Here is an 18,256-nt window from a genome sequence, read left to right as displayed (position 1 = left end):
TTGTATTATAACAATAAACTATTTATTTTCCATGCTATTTGCTCCGGGGGTATTGAATCTATATGTGCATTGAGTTTTGCGGCTTCACCAGGCATTCCAAATACCAAACAAGAAGATTCATCCTGAATTATTGTATATGCCCCTACTTCTTTGAGTTGTTTTAAGGCAAATGCGCCATCCCACCCCATACCTGAGAGTAAAACAGCTATTGTATTTGCACCGAAAATTTTGTTGGCTGAAGTAAACAACTTATCCACTGAAGGTATTATTTCACTTTCAGATATTCCGTTACAAAGTCCTATTTTGTTTTTAGATTTTATGACCAAATGTTTAGGAAGAACGCTTAAATAGACTCGCCCGGGTAAAAGTGGCATATCGCCTCTCACTTTTTCAACAGGAAGCTTAGAAAATGTACTAATCCATTGAGCAAATCCTTCTGCAAAATTATTATCAATATGTTGCACAATGGCTATAGGGATTGTTATTTTTTGAGATAATTCAGATAAAATTTTTTTTAGTGAACCTGGTCCGCCAGCCGAAGCACCAATTACAAGAATTTCATACGGATTTACAGATTTTGTTACTGTAGTATTTTGTTGTGGTTGCGTCCGGATAGATTGCATCGATATTGTTTGTTTTCTCCGGACTACTTTAACCTCCGCCATGGTTTTCAGAGTACGGGTATATTGCAGAGACAGCTTTTGATATTCAGGATGACCAGGACCAGGAGGCTTTGGAATTATGGCAACTGCACCGGCGGCTAGACATTCCATAGATAATTGGACGTTTCCAGGCTGATATAACGAACTGACTATTACTACAGGTTTAGCAAAGGATTCCATTATCTTTTTTGTAGCCTCTATTCCATTCATCTTTGGCATTTCGATATCCATACTGATCACATCCGGATTGAGTAATTCGGCCATATTTACAGCTTCTTCACCATTGACTGCTTCACCGACAACATCAAAATCACCATCAGCTTCCAGGAAATGCCTGTACAGTTTTCTGGTAACTAAGCTGTCATCTGCAAGCAATATCCTTATTTTATCATGTTTCATTTAGAAATCAAAGTATTAAGTATTTCCAACAATTTGCCTTTCTCAAAACTTCCTTTGGTAATATAGGCATTAGCACCTGCTTTAAAACCTTTTTGCTGATCGATTTCACGGTCAAGAGTTGAAACTATCACTACCGGCAAATATTTCCATTTCTCCTCCTGTCGAATTCTTTTTATAAGCTCAAGTCCATTCATAGCCGGCATTTCAATATCGGTTATTACAGCATCAAATCTAACTTCTCTTAACTTACTCAAAGCCAGAATTCCATTTTCTGCAGTAGATACATCAAATCCAGATGCCTCCAGATAGTTTCGTAGTATATTTCTCACCGTGAGTGAATCGTCAACCACTAAAATATGTTTTTTAACATCAGATACATCCATTGAATTTGTTTGAAAAGAATGATTAAAAATTGCATCTACTTTTACTACAAACGCAAGTTTCCCAGAACTTAGAACTACTGCTCCAGAAAACAATGGATGTTTAAGTAAAAAATTATCAAATGACCTGATAATTCCAACCTCAAATCCAATAATTTTTTGTATATGCAAAGCAATCATTTTATTGCTTTGCTGTAAAATTATTACTTGAATAGTAGTATCTTTAAGACCAAGAACTGAATTTCTATTTATTCGGGTTACATCTGATAGTTTAACCAATGGTATTTTCACGCCTTCCATATCAATATAAGTCGATGAAGAGATGTGTTTTATTTTGGATATAGGAATGGAGAATACTTTCGTTACAAATTGAACGGGAATCAGTATCCATATTTCTCCTTCATTGACCAAAATACCACGGAAAAAGGACAAAACTCTAGGTAATAGTATTGTAAATTTGGTTCCTTTAGACTGTTGAGTAGCTATGGATATTGTACCACCAAGCTTTTCAATTTGATCCGCTACGATAGTCATTCCTAGTCCATGTCCGGAAATGTCGTTTATTTCTTCACTTGTACTAAGTCCACTTGTGAATATAAGATGTACAATTTCTTCATCCGACATCTTTTTTATCTGTTCACTTGATACTACATTCCTCTGAAGTGATTTTTCTCTTATCTTATGAATGTTGATACCACTCCCGTCGTCTTCAATATCTAATACAAGTCTTCCTTCTGAATTTATGGATGCTGATATTGTAATGTTTCCTTCTTCCGGTTTTCCTTGTATTTTACGAGTTTGAGGACTTTCAATTCCATGGTCTATACAATTTCTAACCAGGTGTATCAAAGGGTCTTTTAATCCTTCCACTATTCGTTTGTCAATCTCTACCTGATTGTCAATTAATGTAAGTTTCACTTTTTTTCCCCGGGATTTGGATATGTCACGTACCATTCTAGGTAAAATTTCAAACACCTGAGCTATTGGAAACATGATCATTTCATGTGAATGCTCCAATATAGTGTTTGTATGAATCGCAAATGAATGTTTTAATTGATGTAAACTTCTATTTACTGCATTCAAACGATTTAAAAATTCAGAAATATATGTTTTATGTTGTATATTAGGATTTACTTCATTCTTAAAATATTTCCACCCTTCTGTGTACAAATCATTTACTTCATTTTGAATGAAATTTAATTGATTTTCAAAAGATACTAATTCTTCAGTTTCAATCAATAGGTTGTTGATTTTTTCAAATGCCAATCTGATGAATTCTTTCGTAGTTTCATTCTGGCCCTTTTTATTTGTGATATTGGCTTTTATTGTACTCGTTTCATTATTTTGTATTTCGATTATTGAATTTTCATCATTCTCTTTATCATGAATGTCCAATAACTTGTCAGAAGTATTCAAGAAGTGTTCGGAATTCAAGGTGTCTAAAAGACCTGTATGTTTTGATGTATCTATAAAGAATTTTTCAATTTTTTTTCTCATTTGTTCCACACCTGAAACAGAGATCGTGACAGTATTGTTTCGTACATCGTGCAGTAGTTGATTCAAAACATCTAATGTTTCATTTGCCACATCAAAAATTTTTCTTTCTAAGGTCAGATCACCATTTCTTGCCCTTTTCCACAGTTCTTCAAGTGTGATACACAATTGTTCAATCAATGGAAGATTTACTGACCTAGCTGCCCCTTTCAAACTGTGCGTAGTCCGATAGACTTCTTCAAGTTCATCATACCAGTTTCCGGAGCCATCTAATTCCTCAAGCCGTAAAAGTTCACTTTGCATTATGGACAGATACTCTTCTGCTTCTGCGATAAAGTCAGCTTTTAAAGATTCTAAAAAGTCCATTGTGTTCAACTTTAAAACGATATATCACGTAATTTCATCGCAATATTTTCTATACTAAGCAACGCTATATCATTCTGAAAATATCCTTTAATTTCTTTTGGCAAGCTCAATTCACGGTTCATAAACAATTCCTCATCCGAAAATGTAAACAATCCCTTTATCCTATCAGCCAACAGTCCAAAAATTAATCCATCAGCTTCCAGAAATATTACGTGATCGGACGATGTCAGACCAGGTGTTCTCAATTCAAAATACGTTTTAATATTGATCACTGGAATAATTTTTCCAGACCGAAAAATTACTCCAGGAATATAATCTGGAAGTAAGGGTACGTGAAAGAGTTCCTGATATTTACCAACCTCTAATAAATGGCTCACATGAATGGCAAAAACATCTGGATTAATGATAAATACTAAATAATAGTCACCAGATTGTACAAAATCTTTTTCTTGAATATTTTTAAGTCTTTTTGCTCTTTCATCTAATATTTTTTCTTTTAATCCAGTCATAATTTAGTAATTAAATCATTGCATAAAAATTTAAGTGAGCCTACGGTTATCCATTCATCGATTTGTAAATTGTCTGAAAGTTTGTCTAATTTTTCAAACAGAATTTCAAGTTGACTTCTTGCCTCAGAGACCTTATTTTTCTTTAAAAGACAATTCACATATTCATATCTGGCAAGAAAATGTTCAGGTTGATGAAGCAGTATTTCTTCCAAAGTTTTCTCCTTTTTTTCCAGGTCTCCCTTTTCACCATATTTTAGTGCATCCAGATACAAATCCTGTTTCATTATTGTATAATCTACACGAGCGGTAGATATTTGTAAATTTTGATTTTCTGTCATTTCTGTATCATTAAAATGATCAGAATTTGACCTTGAGTACAATCTGTTCTTTTTCCAATCACTTGGTCTTTTTATAGAAATTATATCATCTGATACATGAGAGCTTTTGGAAATTTTTAAGGTATTAAATCTATTTTCATCACTTTTAAGAACCAAACTTTTGCTTATATCCGAAAATGGAAGTGTACACTTTTTATAAAAGTATGACTTTTTGAAATTTAGTTTTTTGAAATATTTTAAGTACTCCTCATTCAATTCTGTTTGACTGGTAATAAACCAACCTGTATCTGCAAGACATTCACTGAGTTTTTGTACTGTCGAAGCAATTGTTATTTTATCAAAATAAATAAATACATTTCTGCATATAATCAAATCAAAATATTCTTTTCCTGAAAAAAAGATATTCTGACAAGGAAAGGTGTCTGATTTAAGGTTGTGATAATTAAAAGTTACAAATGATTTTATTTCGTCGTTGACTGCATATTCTTTTCCTAATCTGATAAAATATTGATTTTTAATGTCATCAGTAGTGGTCCGGAAAGACCATTCCCTGTATATTCCCCTCTTGGCTGATTCAATCTCGGACGGATTAATGTCGGTACCTAATATTTTGACTTTATCATTTGTGAGTTCTTTGATTGCAGAGTGCAAAATTACAGCAATCGAATAAGGTTCTTCTCCCGTGCTGCATGCTGCACACCAAATTTTATAGGGAAGATTTGTTTTGGTTTTTATTCTGTTTTGAACTTCTTCAACTATTATTTCCCGAATAAATTGCATTGTCTCTTCTTCCCTAAAAAAGTATGTTTCTCCAATGGTAAGATACTTTGCTAAAGTTTTTACATATAGATCACTTTCTTTTCCACTAAGGCCTGATATCCACGTTTGTACATCATTGTCTAGGCCCAGTTCTTTTGATGCCTGTGCGATGACTTTTTCTAAATGTTCGAATCGGTCATTAGCGATGTAAATTCCCATCACTGATAAAATACTCTCTGCAAGCCTGTTAAGAGATTCATTCATTCTTTAAAATAGTTCTTTCAGCATTGTTGATTAATTCATAAATGTCTTTCTGTAAGCTTATTTTTTCAAAGTATTTTGCCAAGGGAAGGTGTATGTATTTTTGATTTTGTTCATCGATGAACATACTAACATACTCTTCGGTATCGGATGCAGGAAAATTCAATCGATAGTGTTTATAAGATTCAACAGACGCTACGCCAATTATATCTTCAACCAAAAGTCCGACATTCTGTATATTTTCGGAGTCACTGAAAACCGTTTTCGAACCATTAAAAACAATAATTCGTTGTGAAGGATCTAATGGAATCGGGCTTAAACCGAGTAATTCAAACCCTGAAAATACTGGGATCAATTGTTCATGTACTTGCAACACACCTAAAAAACCTTTTTCTCGAACAGGCATTGCGGTAGGTGTGGCAGCACCAAGTACCACTTCTACACATTCAATAGGAGCACAAAAGCCATGTCCACCTAATGTATAAAATAGATAATATCCTGTGGGTTTATCTATGTTATCTTTTTTAATCACAGTTCAAGTTTTTCCATTATATCGTGCAATTTTTTACCCAATTCATTTACATCTTCTATTGCCTTTTGTGTTTGACGAATGCCAATCAAGTTCTGGTCACTTGCCTGTCGGATATTTTGCATAGCTGGGACAATTTGTTCCAGACCTGCCAATTGCTGGCTGCTGGAAGAGGATATATGCATGGATGTGTTGAGGGTTTTCTCCACATCTTCAGCCAATGTTTCTACAATTTTTTGATTTTCTGATACCTGTTCGCGACTGTTTTTTACCTTTTGGATGCTGAGCTGAATTTGTTCTACAATATTTTCTACTGCCTTGTATATTTCATCTAATATTTGTCTTACTTGTATCGTAGATTTTTTTGATTGCTCGGATAAATTTCTTATTTCCTGTGCTACCACACTAAAACCTTTGCCGTGCTCTCCGGCTCTAGCCGCTTCGATGGCAGCGTTTACAGCCAACAAATTGGTTTGGTCTGCTATCTCAGAAACAGTTGTAGTGATCTCACCTATGTACTTATTTTGTTCTGCAAGATTGTTTACTGCTTTTACTACTTCCTTCATTTGCTCAGTCAGATCGTGGATTGTTTCAAACATTTCCTTAGAGGATTGAATTCCCCGTTCAGCCAGGCTCATTGCCTGTTCTGAGCGATGTATTAAATTCTGGGCTTTATCATTAGCGGAGAGAGCCGTCTGTCTGATTTCCTCGATTGTAGTGGTTGTTTCGGCGATAGAGGTGGCTGTTTCAGCTACACTGGTCGACACCTCTGCTGCGGTAGTTTGTACTTCAGCTGAAGCTGCGTTGATGACGGATACACCGTCTTTGATTTGATTAATTATGCTTTTAAAAAGGTTCTTGATTCTATTGCTCATTACCACCACCAATAGGATCTGACCTATGCCGAGAATCAGGAGAGAAACCAAACTGCCATTCAGCACAAAATCTGTCATTTTACTCAATCTTTTTACGTTCAGATCCAATTGAATTTTTACTACAGAACCACTTTTTTCAATTTGGTTTAAAAATGCGTATAATCGACCAAAGCCATTGCCCAAAAGCTCTTCTGAAGAAGCTTCCATTGGTCTTGTTTTTCTTATTTCTTCACTTAACTCCAAAAAACCTTTAAAACCTTCTCTAAATAACTCTGTATCTTTTATATCCGATTTCCCTGTAAATACTGACAATAATTTTAAATGCATTTCTACTTCATTTTTACTGCTGATTACGGAATCCAATACGACATCTACACCTGATAGACCGTCTGAAACTTTCATCGACTGTGTTAACCATGATTCCCAATTTTTAGCCATCAGCATCAGAGACTTTAAAGAATTGGTTGCTTTGTAACTTTGTTGCAACTGGTCTGCGATAGACTTCATGGCAAAAATTCCGGAAATAATTATCATCAACATAAGAGCCACTGAAACAATGATGTAATTAAAACTCTTGTTGATCTTTCGGCTGTTGGTTTGTCTATCGTTATTTGTTTGAGTTGCCATTTTATTTATTGCTTTTCTGGTTTATTTTTTTGCAATTTTACTATGAGTATGAATTTAATTAAAGAATTTTTGAGAAAATCGGAAATTCATGCATTGTACAAGACTTCAATTTGAACCCGTATGCAATTCTGATCTCAACCAGTTTGGAATTAAACCGATAGAAAGTAATACGGCTGAATGAAAATTCCCCGTTAATGAAAAAAAAATAAGAAAGGCTGAATTTTGTTAAACGAACCAAGGATACTCAAAAGGCATTGGTTGTGGATAAAAATCCGGAGTAATCGATATACAAAAAATTCTTTGTAAATTCAACATTTCGCCATTCCATTGGTTTTCATACTTGGCCTTCAAATTATTAAGGCAATAGATTGCTGTTTAACAGAACAATTAAATACTTAAACAAGTTTTACTTTTGCGGATTTCTATGATTGTAGAAGAGTTAATGACCAATAAGTATTCAATTAAAGACCTGGAGCAACTCACAGGAATAAAAGCGCATACGATTCGTATTTGGGAACAGAGGTACAATCTTATATGTCCCCGGCGAACGGATACCAACATCAGATACTACCTTGACAATGATTTAAAAAAGTTGCTGAACATAAGTGTCCTGATTAAAAATGGAATAAAAATCAGCAAGATATCAAAGATGAGCGATGAACAGATAGCATCGCTTGTCCTCGAGTATTCCAAATACAAAGGTGAATATGAGGCTCAAATAAACGGGCTGAAAATGGCAATGATCGATTTTGATGTAGAATATTTCGATAAATTGTTAAGTCAGTGCATCTTTAATTTCGGGCCTGATACTACCTTCAATCAGATTTTGGGCAAGTTTATCAATGAAATCGGTATTTTATGGCAAACCAATGCCATTTCTATAGCTCACGAGCATTTTATATCAAATTTGATCAAGCAAAAGCTTTTTTCGGCCATAGATCAAATGATTGTGAATCCCCGCCCCAATACAGAGCCAATAGTGCTTTACTTACCTGAAAGTGAACTTCATGAGCTTAGCTTATTGTACATTTATTACAATCTGAAAAAAAAGGGATATAAAATATTGTATCTTGGTCAATCGGTGCCGGCTGAAAATCTAAAGGAAATATTTGATAAGACAGGTAGGAGACTTTTTATCTCCATTTTTACAACGAATCCATTTTCAGAACAAATCAGGGAATACATCAGAAAGTTGGACGACCTCTTTGGAAACAATGATTGTTGGTTTCATTTCAGCGGTTATCAAACTCAAAATATTGATATTGAATCTTTTAATAATGAAAGGTTTCACTTTCATGTCTCAGTAGAAGCTATATGCAATTCGTTTGACTGACTTTAATAATCGAGCATGTGACAGCCTTAAGAGAAATTATAAGGTCATGCTAACTAAATGATGGCTCCCTATCGACAAGGTTGAAACCAAAAAAACAAAGAAAAAAACTGAATTACAAAGCATTCCGTCAATAATACACCTCAACAGTTAAGTGCTTCGTTCAAAGTATCGCCCATTACTCTACAATTCAATATATAGTAGCCCAAGTCCATTTTGGGTTCAATACTACACCGAATGACTTGACAACTGGCATAATTTTTTCTGATTTTTGAAACTAATTTATTTATTATTATAATATATTTACCCGTTTATTATGCTAAATTTCAACATTTTAAACATTTTGTTTAATTATTAGTCAATTTTTTTAGACAAAAATTTGCACAGTTCACTTTCTTGTTTAACTTTGTTGCATCTAAAATTAAACACAAAGAGCCATGTCAACCTTAGAATTTAGCAATCTGATCACTTCGCACAAGTCTTTTCTGCATCAGCTGGCCATGAAACTGACCAAAGACATAGACGACGCCAAAGACCTTATACAGGAAACATTTTTTAAAGCCATTAAAAACAAAGACAAATACGAGGAAGGCACAAATATCAAGGGTTGGCTCTACACGATTATGAAAAACACTTTCATCAACCAGTACCGAAAAAAGAAATTTCAAAATACTTTCATCGACACCACCGACAATAAATTTTTTATTAGCCAAGGTACTGGAGATAAAGAAGTGTATTCTGATAAAAATTTGGATATGGAATATTTAATGAAACGAATTGAAGAAATTGATAAAGTGTACCTGGAAACTTTTATGATGTACTACAATGGCTATAAATATGAAGAAATCGCCGAAATCATGAACATTCCTTTAGGTACCGTAAAAAGTCGTATTTTTCTTGCCAGGAAAAAAATGATGGAACGATTAAAAGATTACAGATAAGAGATTAACTGGTTCTTCTGTCACATGAACTACAACGCTGTCGTAATAGGTACCGGATTTGCTGGTTTGTCAGCCGCCATCTCATTGGCGCACATGGGATTTGACGTTACCATTTTAGAAAAAAATGATCAACCTGGCGGGAGAGCACGTCAGTGGAAAAAAGATGGGTTCACTTTTGACCTGGGACCCTCATGGTATTGGATGCCAGATGTTTTCGAAGCATTTTTTAACAGATTCGGTAAAAAAGTAAGTGATTACTACGACTTGTACAGGCTTGACCCGGCGTACAAAGTCTTCTTTAAAGACGAAGAAGTAGAAGTACCCGCTGACCTATCCCAATTAAAGAATTGGATGGAACAAAGGGAGCCGGGTAGTGGTGCCCGGCTGGACCAGTTTTTAAAAGAAGCTGCTTACAAGTACGAAGTAGGTATCAACGACCTGGTATACAGACCTGGCCGAAGTATTTTCGAGTTTGCTGATTGGCGAGTCCTTACTGGTTTGTTTAAAATGGACCTACTTACCAACATCAGCAAGCATATAAGAAGTTTTTTCACGGATCCCTACATCATTCAACTGCTCGAATTTCCCGTGCTCTTTCTGGGTGAGAGAGCCTGGAAAACTCCGGCTTTGTATTCACTGATGAATTATGCCGACCTTGTGTTAGGTACCTGGTATCCCAAGGGTGGAATGTATTCGGTCGTTCAAGCCCTTGTCTCTCTGGCAGAAGAAAAGGGGGTAAAATTTCATTTCAATCAGGAAGTTGTAGGGTTTACCTTTTCCGGAAAATTGATTACAGAAGTAAAAACTGCTGACCAGATCTATTCTGCAGACGTGGTCGTAGCTGGTGCGGATTATCATCACGTAGATCAACAACTCCTTCCCCCGGAATTTAGAAATTACTCTAAAAAATATTGGGAATCCAGAAAAATGGCTCCTAGCAGCTTGTTGTTTTACCTCGGTGTGAATAAAAAAATTGAAGGTTTGCCCCACCACACTCTCTTTTTTGACAGAGATTTTAAACTGCATGCCGAAGAGATTTATGGGACTCCAAAGTGGCCCACGGACCCGTTGTTTTACATTTCTCTCACTTCAAAAACCGAAAATACCGCTCCCGAAGGTTGCGAAAATTTGACCATATTGATTCCGCTTGCTCCAGGGCTCGATGATTGTCATGAAATGAGAGAAAAATACTATCATCTTGTAATGGAGCGACTGGAAAGCAGAATTGGCCAAGAAATAAGACCTTACGTGGTAGTGAAAAGGTCCTATGCCATGAAAGACTTCCTGGAAGATTATCACGCATTTAAGGGCAATGCATATGGTCTGGCTAATACTTTGCTGCAAACTGCAATTTTGAAACCAACACTGAAAAATAAAAAGCTGCAAAATTTGTATTACACCGGACAATTAACCGTTCCGGGTCCCGGTGTTCCTCCTTCGCTTATATCCGGTTGGGTGGTGGCTAATGAAGTGGTTAAGGATATGAGCTTAGCTCCCGTTTAACAATACTAAACCACCCTGCTATGAAAAATTTATACAATGAAATTTCTTACAAGACCAGTAAAATAGTAACCAGGAAGTATTCCACATCTTTTTCGATGGGAATCTACTTTCTCGACCGAAAGTTTCACAATGCCATCTACGCCATCTATGGATTTGTGCGACTGGCAGATGAAATTGTTGATACATTTCATGAACACGATAAAGCGAAATTGTTGTTAAAATTCAAAGAAGATACCTATGAGGCCATTCAATCAGGCATCAGCCTGAATCCTGTACTCAATTCTTTTCAGGAGGTGGTCAATAAATACAATATCGATTTAGAGCTCATTGAAGCATTTTTACACAGCATGGAAATGGATTTGCAAAAAATCGATTATGACAGAAAGACTTATGAAAGATACATTCTCGGTTCTGCAGAAGTGGTAGGATTAATGTGTCTGAAAGTCTTTGTCGAAGGCGACGAAAAAGCATACAATACTCTAAAGTATTTTGCCATGAAATTGGGTAGTGCTTTTCAAAAGATCAATTTCTTAAGAGACCTGAATGCTGATTATTATCAACTGGGGCGCGTTTACTTTCCCGGAGTAGATATGACAAAATTTGACTATCAAACCAAGCAAGAGATAGAAAAGGATATCGAAGTTGACTTTGCTCTTGGTTTTGAAGGCATCAGAAGACTTCCAAAGTCTAGCAGACTGGGCGTTTACATTGCCTATGTGTATTACTACCAGCTCTTTCAACGCATAAAAAACCTACCACCAACCGAAATTCTTAACAAGCGAATACGGATCCCAAATAATAAAAAAATCAGACTGTTGTTCAAATCCTACATCAAACATACACTTAATTTACTTTAACTTATGATCGAACAAGTTATCCTGGTCGATGCTCAGGACCGCGAGCTCGGACTGATGGAGAAAATGGAAGCACACCGAAAAGGACTACTGCACAGAGCCTTCAGTATCTTTATTCTTAACGACAACAAAGAGCTGCTCTTACAGCGTAGAGCTGAAAGCAAATACCACAGCGGAGGCTTATGGACCAACACCTGCTGCAGCCACCCGCGTAAAGGCGAAACCCTCCAGGAAGCTGCCCATCGAAGGCTGATGGAAGAAATGGGCTTCGACTGTGAATTGGAAAAAGCCCTTGATTTTGTTTATCGCGCTGAATTTTCCGATGGATTGACTGAGCACGAATACGATCACGTCTTTATCGGATATTTTAATGGAACTCCTCGGATCAACCCGGTTGAGGTTTCAGATTATAAGTGGATGCCACTCGATGAGGTAAAGAAAGATCTGTTTCGAAATCCTCAAAACTATACCGAGTGGTTTAAAATAGTTTTTGACCGATTTTACAACCACGTAAAAAGCTAAAATGAAAATAGTTACAGTGTCTAGGCGCGCACATTTTAATGCTGCGCACAGACTGCACAACCCCAATTTAGACCAACAAACCAACGAAAAACTTTTTGGCCTCTGCAACAATGAATATTATCACGGTCACAATTACGAATTAATTGTTAGCGTAAAAGGCCCTATTGACCCTGTTACAGGTTATGTGATGGATTTGAAAACCCTCTCGGATGTGATCAAGTCAGAGGTAGAAGACAAACTCGATCATAAAAATCTAAACCTTCAGGTGGAAGAATTTAAAACCTTAAACCCTACAGCTGAAAACATAGCCGTAGTCATCTATGGATGGCTCAGACCACACATCCCACAAACTTATCAACTTAAAATCACTCTTTATGAAACGCCCAGAAATTTTGTTGAATACTCCGGAGAAGAAAATTAATGGCAACGGCGTAAAGCATCTCAAAGGCTCTTCCGACGTTCACTCCCTATGCATCGACAATCTACATGATACATGCTGTGATTGTGATCACGATCACGACCACATAAGCACCTCCAAGCAAACACCCCTGCGCGAAGATGCTTTTAAGCTCACCGATGAAGAAAAAATCGAAATCATTACAGAAAAATTTACCGAAATACTGCACACTCTTGGTCTTGACCTCAACGACGACAGCCTGAAAGACACACCCCGCCGGGTAGCAAAGATGTATGTGAAAGAAATATTTGCAGGTCTGCACCCGGAAAGAAAACCACTGATACAACTTTTTGAAAATCCCTATCAATACCACCAGATGCTCGTCGAAAAAAACATCACCGTTCATTCCTATTGCGAGCATCACTTGGTGCCGATCATTGGCACCGCACACGTAGCCTATATAAGCAATGGCAAGGTGATCGGGCTTAGTAAGATTAACAGAATGGTCCGATACTATTCCAAACGACCACAAGTCCAGGAAAGATTGACCGAACAAATAGCCGAAGAGCTCAAAAATGTCCTGCAAACTGATGATGTAGCTGTTTATATCGATGCCGAACATTTCTGTGTAAAAACTCGTGGTATCGAAGACAGTCAAAGCTCCACCGTAACGGTACACTATGGAGGCCGATTTTTATCAGACCCTCAGGTAAAACAAGAATTTCTTTCAATAATTCACAATAAATGAAGACCTATCTAATCGTTGGTGCCTCATCGGGAATTGGCAGATATATAGCAGAAAAACTCGCTGCCGACGGACATCGCATATACACTGGCCAACGCAGACCAGCCGAAGGAATTCAAGGAGCAATACATTTTGAATTCGATGTTACGAATCCAAATGCTTCCATTCCGGCTATTGAAAATTTAGATGGTATAGTGTATTGCCCCGGCACTATCAACCTTAAACCATTTCACAGAATTACGGAAAGTGAGTTAAAAGAGGAATTTGAAATTAATTTTTTTGGAGCGTTCAGAACCATTCAAAAATGCCTTCCGGCTCTTAAAAAAAGCGAATCCGCCTCTGTCGTTTTGTTTAGCACCGTAGCCGTGCAAACCGGAATGCCCTTCCATGCGGGTATCGCATCCGCCAAAGGAGCAATCGAAGGACTGACGAAAAGCCTTGCTGCTGAGCTAGCCCCGGCAATCAGAGTCAATGCCATAGCGCCAAGTTTGACAGATACTCCGCTGGCATCCAAACTGCTCAATACAGAAGCCAAGCAGGAATCTGCCCGGCAGCGTCACCCATTAAAAAGATATGGTACTCCATCTGATATCGGTAATGCTGCCCTATGGTTGTTGTCCGAGCAATCGGCATGGGTAACGGGTCAAATCTTTCACATAGACGGTGGAATGAGTACCTTGAAAATATGACCTATCTCGACGATTTGCTTGCTGGTGCAGACAAGTATTTCAAAATTAATCTGTTCAATACCGTATCCGGAATCAGATCGGTATGGATGATCGGTACTGCAGACAGCCGCGGTCGAAAAAATTTAGGGCTATTCAACTCTGTGGTTCACATCGGAGCTAACCCTCCGTTATTGGGTGTCGTCTTCAGACCCGAAAGTGTCAGACGCCACACATTGGAAAACATTCGCTCCACAGGTTTTTTTACATTTAATTCGATCAACCAGGCTATCCTTGACCTTGCTCACAAGACTTCTCTGAAATATTCTGATCAAGAGGATGAATTTGATATTTTAGGTTTTACACCATTTTACTTTCCGAATCACACCACCCCTGCGGTGGAAGACAGTCCATTGAAGATTTTACTCAAAAGAAAAGAAGAACACCTAATAGAGGCAAATAAAACGGTTTTTGTGGTGGGTGAAATAATTAATCTGGCGGTTGATAATTCTTCAGCTGTGGATGAAAATGGATGCATCCGACACGACTTACTGAACCATGCCGCCATTTCAGGCCTTAATGACTACTATTGCTGTCAGTTTCTAAAAAGCAAATGGGATCAAAAGAAAGGGAGTCTACCAAAAAATGGCAACTCCTAATCCAACTCTTGCTCCCGCTTCAGGTTGAACATATGTCGTTGCTTCAATAGTTGGAAACTGTCCAAATACCTGAAAAACAAAATCCCTGTAGTAGAGGTCCACACCTGCAGTAAGGAATCCGAACTGACCGCCTGTATCGGGCTTTTTTATCCGATATTCAGTATCGTATCCATAGGCTTCCAGCTGCATTCCCATGATGGGAAGCAGAGCTGTGCGTGGAGTCATCTGCCACCAATGGAATAAGCTTATAGATGACACAAATGCATTTCCCAACTGATACTCCAGCTCATTAGGCTGAAAATACCGATATTGAATATCGGATTGAATGCCAAAATTTTTCCATCGCAGAATATAGAGGTTTTGGATCTGATATCCCCAAGCCCCTATACCTGACTGAATTTGAAGTGGATGCATGCGACCCTGAGCATCCCTTTGCATAAACTTGCCGGTCGGCATCTGAAGCCCGGCCCCAACAAACCAACTATGACGCCAAAGGCGCCCGGGATCTGCCGACTGATTGATGATCTGGCGAAGATAGTTCAACTGTATATCCCCGATCCCTTTGATCCAGTCCACTCGCCCGCTTTCATACTCTCTTACATTCATCCGATAAGGAATGAAGACAAAAAACTGATTGTCTGCTCCGTGATAATAGCGCATCCAAACATCCTGACGGTGATAGACATCTCTTTGCAACTGGTCTCCGTTGGTTGCATTGTAAGGGGTTTCAGGATGTAAAAATGCACTCATCAAATACCGGTATCCAATCAGATTTTTGTGAAACTGGGGCATTACTCCCAAATACCCACCCCCAATGCCACAACCACAAATATCACAGGCTGAAGCTCCGAAGACCCACATTATTACTACCAACACAAACAATGCCCTGTAGTATAAAAACCTTCTCATTTTAATCTCGGCTCTGAATAATTACTATTGGAAAGCAATGAAAAATCAGAAAGAGTGTGCAGAAAGGCAATGATTTTTTCTTTATCCGACTCTGATAAAGGAATGCCGTCTTTGAGTTTTGGATCGGTGTAATCTGGTGCCGGTTTGGACCTTCCTAATTCTGAGTAATGATCAAGAACTGCCTGTAGTGTATTAAATCGGCCATCATGCATGTACGGCCTGGTGAGAGCTACATTTCGCAGCGATGGAGTTCTGAACTTCTGAAAATCTGCTGAATCAAGGGTGATGTGATAGCGCCCTTCTTCATGTCTGTTCCATTCCAGACCATTACTTCTGAAAGCAAAATCGGTTTGCAAAGGCCCGGCGTGACAAGAAGAGCAATGCTGGTAAAACAAAGCTAGTCCCTCAAGTTCCTCTGCTGTCAGTTGAGCCTTGCCTTGCAGATATTTATCGTATTTAGAATCAGAAGAAATAATTGCCCCTTGAAATTGTGTGAGTGCATAGAGAAAATCTCTGGCAGAAATTTCATCTGTGCCAAAAACTCTCTTAAACAGCTTCGGATACTCTGGATGATTTCTGAGTCTCCTGAGAACTTCTGCCATCGTGATGTCCATTTCATCATGGTTGAGCAAGGGTGCAGTAGGTTGCATTTCAATATGATTGACTCCCCCGTCCCAATTAAACAGCGGCATAAAAATCAAATTGAAAGTCGGAAGTGCATTCCGGGTTCCTTTTCTCCCGAAAACTCCAACACTCACAGATACATTGTGGTCTGCAAAAGCGTGTACCTGAGCATGACAGCTGCCGCATGACAGACTGCTGTCTATTGAGAGAATGGGATCATAAAAGAGTCTTCTGCCCAGTTCAAACCCCTCCCGGGTGAGCGGATTACCTTCAAAGTTGTATTTAGGTTGTGGAAAGTAAGCGGGTATCTCCAGTGATAGTTTTTCGTCCGTATTAAAGGAATCAGTAACTTTTCTGCAGGAGTAAAAAAAGTATAAAAGTAATATGCACAGATATTTTAACGCTTTCATCTTTCGGATAATAAAAGAAGCCGTTTCGCCACTGAGCCGAAACGGCTGCAACTTGTTAATTGTGCAGGTGATCAAAAGAAATACCTCCAACAAAATTGGTAGCCAGCATTGATGCATTGGCTCCGGGCATATGCACTCTGTTTACTTGCGAGAGCTGCACTCCACCATGCCAGAATCGGCCTGCATTTACCATCAGGTGAATGGATGGTTTTGCATTGGGCTTTACCATCAGCACAGCGCCATTGAAGTTAATGGTACGGCTGCGTATGGCATTGTGTTCACCCTGAAAACCTCCAATGTGATAGGTGAAAGTACCTGTCGGTGAATCAGGAGATGAACCTTCGGCCTTGATAAAGATATAGCCGGTATTCCAGCTCCAAAACATCCCATGCTCCGGGCTTAATGCTCCTACTTGAGCACCAGATGTATTTCTAAGGCTGTCTACACCAATCAGAAAACTAACCTCCACATAATCTCCTGCAGGTACATCCGGTATGGTAATCTTTGCTTCAGGAGTCTGGGCTGCATCTACTATATAATAGCTTTCTGGTTGTATCCAATCTGTGCCGTCAGCTTTTTTGAGTTTTATGTTTGAAATATAATATTTCAATGTAGTAAAGGTCATTTTTTGACCACTCGGATGCGTCATTTCCTGATTTAGTGCAAATGGAGCAGCATTCTGGCCCCATACATGCTCAAATTTGATTTCAAGGGCACCTTTCAGATCAGCTGGATTGTCACTGGGATTGTCATCTTTGCTACAGCTGAAAGCCAGTAATACGATTGCTATTGATAAAAGCTTTTTCATAAGGTAAATTTTTAATATTTTTAATTAACAAATAATGAATTATCACCACTAAAAATTCAAACAGGAAAAAGAATACTCCTGTATAAAATATAAGAAATTACAAAATATAACAGATGGCGGGTGGCTTGATCAGCTCTTTGACAAATTCATGTGAATTGAAATGAAGCAAATAATAAAAAGATTTTGAAAATACTTTAATGAATTCGATAACAACGAAACCGGAAGTTTTAAATATTCCAATAAACAGTGGTAAGATGTTTTCAACATTCGGTAGGACAGGCGGATGCACGTCATCTACATTTCCCTCAGCTGCCAGCTCTTCACTAAGCCGACATAGTCCATTACAGGAAATCTCGGAATTGTCTCGATTCTTACATGACTTTTTGTAGTCTTCGAAATCTATGTAGTAACGGACGACCTTTGAAAAACCGATACAAGTCGGCGTCAAAATAGCAAGAGCAACAAGTATATGAAAAAACTTTCGCCACATAATCAACGACTACAAATTTAACAACTCCATCCCGTAATTGAAAGATGATTCAAGTCACTGTTTGCATTTAACAATCTGTTAACAAGCAAAAAACTTAATCCTTAGTCCGCAGCATTTTTTAATCTAGCTGCCGCTCTTGCTCTTTCAGTTGCTTGTATAACTACATAAAATCTTGTAAAAAAACAGCAAATTCACTATAG

At 37.9% G+C, this 18,256-nt stretch carries 19 protein-coding genes; 9 read left to right on the top strand and 10 right to left on the bottom strand.

Annotation, left to right across the window (positions count from 1 at the left end):
- Positions 1 to 5 precede the first annotated feature (5 nt).
- Genes cheB through DES35_RS02670 form a run of 6 tightly spaced genes read right to left on the bottom strand, consistent with a single transcriptional unit; the run spans position 6 to position 7,199 of the window.
- Positions 6 to 1,061: a chemotaxis-specific protein-glutamate methyltransferase CheB gene (gene cheB / locus DES35_RS02695; protein ID WP_037355797.1), complete on the bottom strand. Its 1,056-nt coding sequence runs from the start codon at positions 1,059 to 1,061 to the stop codon at positions 6 to 8.
- Positions 1,058 to 3,301, bottom strand: coding sequence for a hybrid sensor histidine kinase/response regulator (locus DES35_RS02690; protein ID WP_125039361.1), 2,244 nt, complete (start codon positions 3,299 to 3,301; stop codon positions 1,058 to 1,060). Before DES35_RS02690 ends, cheB begins: the two co-directional genes overlap by 4 nt.
- 11 nt (positions 3,302 to 3,312) lie before the next feature.
- Positions 3,313 to 3,810, bottom strand: a complete 498-nt coding sequence (locus DES35_RS02685; RefSeq protein WP_037355790.1) for a chemotaxis protein CheW — start codon at positions 3,808 to 3,810, stop codon at positions 3,313 to 3,315.
- Positions 3,807 to 5,171, bottom strand: a complete 1,365-nt coding sequence (locus tag DES35_RS02680; RefSeq protein ID WP_114365720.1) for a CheR family methyltransferase — start codon at positions 5,169 to 5,171, stop codon at positions 3,807 to 3,809. Before DES35_RS02680 ends, DES35_RS02685 begins: the two co-directional genes overlap by 4 nt.
- Positions 5,164 to 5,700 carry a chemotaxis protein CheW gene (locus DES35_RS02675; protein WP_037355788.1) on the bottom strand — a complete coding sequence of 179 codons (537 nt, stop codon included), beginning with the start codon at positions 5,698 to 5,700 and terminating at the stop codon, positions 5,164 to 5,166. Before DES35_RS02675 ends, DES35_RS02680 begins: the two co-directional genes overlap by 8 nt.
- The gene (locus DES35_RS02670) at positions 5,697 to 7,199 is read right to left on the bottom strand and encodes a methyl-accepting chemotaxis protein (RefSeq protein ID WP_114365719.1); all 1,503 of its coding nucleotides are present in this window, start codon (positions 7,197 to 7,199) and stop codon (positions 5,697 to 5,699) included. Before DES35_RS02670 ends, DES35_RS02675 begins: the two co-directional genes overlap by 4 nt.
- A gap of 424 nt (positions 7,200 to 7,623) precedes the next feature.
- On the opposite strand from DES35_RS02670, the gene DES35_RS02665 reads away from it, so the two are divergent.
- The 9 genes from DES35_RS02665 (at position 7,624) to DES35_RS02625 (ending at position 14,815) form a co-directional block, all read left to right on the top strand.
- Positions 7,624 to 8,532, top strand: a complete 909-nt coding sequence (locus DES35_RS02665) for a MerR family transcriptional regulator (RefSeq protein ID WP_084180059.1) — start codon at positions 7,624 to 7,626, stop codon at positions 8,530 to 8,532.
- Positions 8,533 to 8,966: 434 nt separating this feature from the next.
- Positions 8,967 to 9,470 (top strand): RNA polymerase sigma factor, encoded by a 504-nt coding sequence (locus DES35_RS02660; protein WP_037355786.1) that lies wholly within the window; start codon positions 8,967 to 8,969, stop codon positions 9,468 to 9,470.
- A 24-nt stretch (positions 9,471 to 9,494) separates the two neighbouring features.
- Positions 9,495 to 10,973 carry a phytoene desaturase family protein gene (locus DES35_RS02655; protein ID WP_037355785.1) on the top strand — a complete coding sequence of 493 codons (1,479 nt, stop codon included), beginning with the start codon at positions 9,495 to 9,497 and terminating at the stop codon, positions 10,971 to 10,973.
- Positions 10,974 to 10,993: 20 nt separating this feature from the next.
- Positions 10,994 to 11,830: a phytoene/squalene synthase family protein gene (locus DES35_RS02650; protein ID WP_114365718.1), complete on the top strand. Its 837-nt coding sequence runs from the start codon at positions 10,994 to 10,996 to the stop codon at positions 11,828 to 11,830.
- Positions 11,831 to 11,833: 3 nt separating this feature from the next.
- Positions 11,834 to 12,349, top strand: coding sequence for an isopentenyl-diphosphate Delta-isomerase (gene idi, locus DES35_RS02645; protein WP_037355780.1), 516 nt, complete (start codon positions 11,834 to 11,836; stop codon positions 12,347 to 12,349).
- A 1-nt stretch (position 12,350) separates the two neighbouring features.
- Positions 12,351 to 12,770 (top strand): 6-pyruvoyl trahydropterin synthase family protein, encoded by a 420-nt coding sequence (locus tag DES35_RS02640; RefSeq protein ID WP_037355778.1) that lies wholly within the window; start codon positions 12,351 to 12,353, stop codon positions 12,768 to 12,770.
- Positions 12,724 to 13,494 (top strand): GTP cyclohydrolase I FolE, encoded by a 771-nt coding sequence (folE, locus tag DES35_RS02635; RefSeq protein ID WP_037355776.1) that lies wholly within the window; start codon positions 12,724 to 12,726, stop codon positions 13,492 to 13,494. Before DES35_RS02640 ends, folE begins: the two co-directional genes overlap by 47 nt.
- Positions 13,491 to 14,180, top strand: a complete 690-nt coding sequence (locus tag DES35_RS02630; protein WP_114365717.1) for an SDR family NAD(P)-dependent oxidoreductase — start codon at positions 13,491 to 13,493, stop codon at positions 14,178 to 14,180. The genes folE and DES35_RS02630 overlap by 4 nt, the downstream gene beginning before the upstream one ends.
- Entirely contained in the window at positions 14,177 to 14,815 is a 639-nt protein-coding gene (locus DES35_RS02625; RefSeq protein ID WP_170125675.1) for a flavin reductase family protein, read from the top strand. The genes DES35_RS02630 and DES35_RS02625 overlap by 4 nt, the downstream gene beginning before the upstream one ends.
- Here the strand turns inward: DES35_RS02625 and DES35_RS02620 are convergent.
- The 4 genes from DES35_RS02620 to DES35_RS02605 form a co-directional block, all read right to left on the bottom strand.
- On the bottom strand, positions 14,792 to 15,724 hold the full coding sequence (locus DES35_RS02620) for a hypothetical protein (protein WP_114365715.1): 933 nt from the start codon (positions 15,722 to 15,724) through the stop codon (positions 14,792 to 14,794). The genes DES35_RS02625 and DES35_RS02620 overlap by 24 nt on opposite strands.
- On the bottom strand, positions 15,721 to 16,758 hold the full coding sequence (locus DES35_RS02615; protein WP_170125674.1) for a cytochrome-c peroxidase: 1,038 nt from the start codon (positions 16,756 to 16,758) through the stop codon (positions 15,721 to 15,723). Before DES35_RS02615 ends, DES35_RS02620 begins: the two co-directional genes overlap by 4 nt.
- Before the next feature lie 55 nt (positions 16,759 to 16,813).
- Positions 16,814 to 17,566 (bottom strand): MbnP family protein, encoded by a 753-nt coding sequence (locus DES35_RS02610; protein ID WP_114365713.1) that lies wholly within the window; start codon positions 17,564 to 17,566, stop codon positions 16,814 to 16,816.
- A gap of 97 nt (positions 17,567 to 17,663) precedes the next feature.
- Positions 17,664 to 18,056, bottom strand: a complete 393-nt coding sequence (locus DES35_RS02605) for a hypothetical protein (protein ID WP_114365712.1) — start codon at positions 18,054 to 18,056, stop codon at positions 17,664 to 17,666.
- Between the last annotated feature and the right edge of the window lie 200 nt (positions 18,057 to 18,256).

Source organism: Schleiferia thermophila, from assembly GCF_003337435.1.
Lineage (GTDB): Bacteria > Bacteroidota > Bacteroidia > Flavobacteriales > Schleiferiaceae > Schleiferia > Schleiferia thermophila.
The sequence above is the reverse complement of the archived record's forward strand: the minus strand, read 5'-3'. Positions and strand labels throughout refer to the sequence as shown.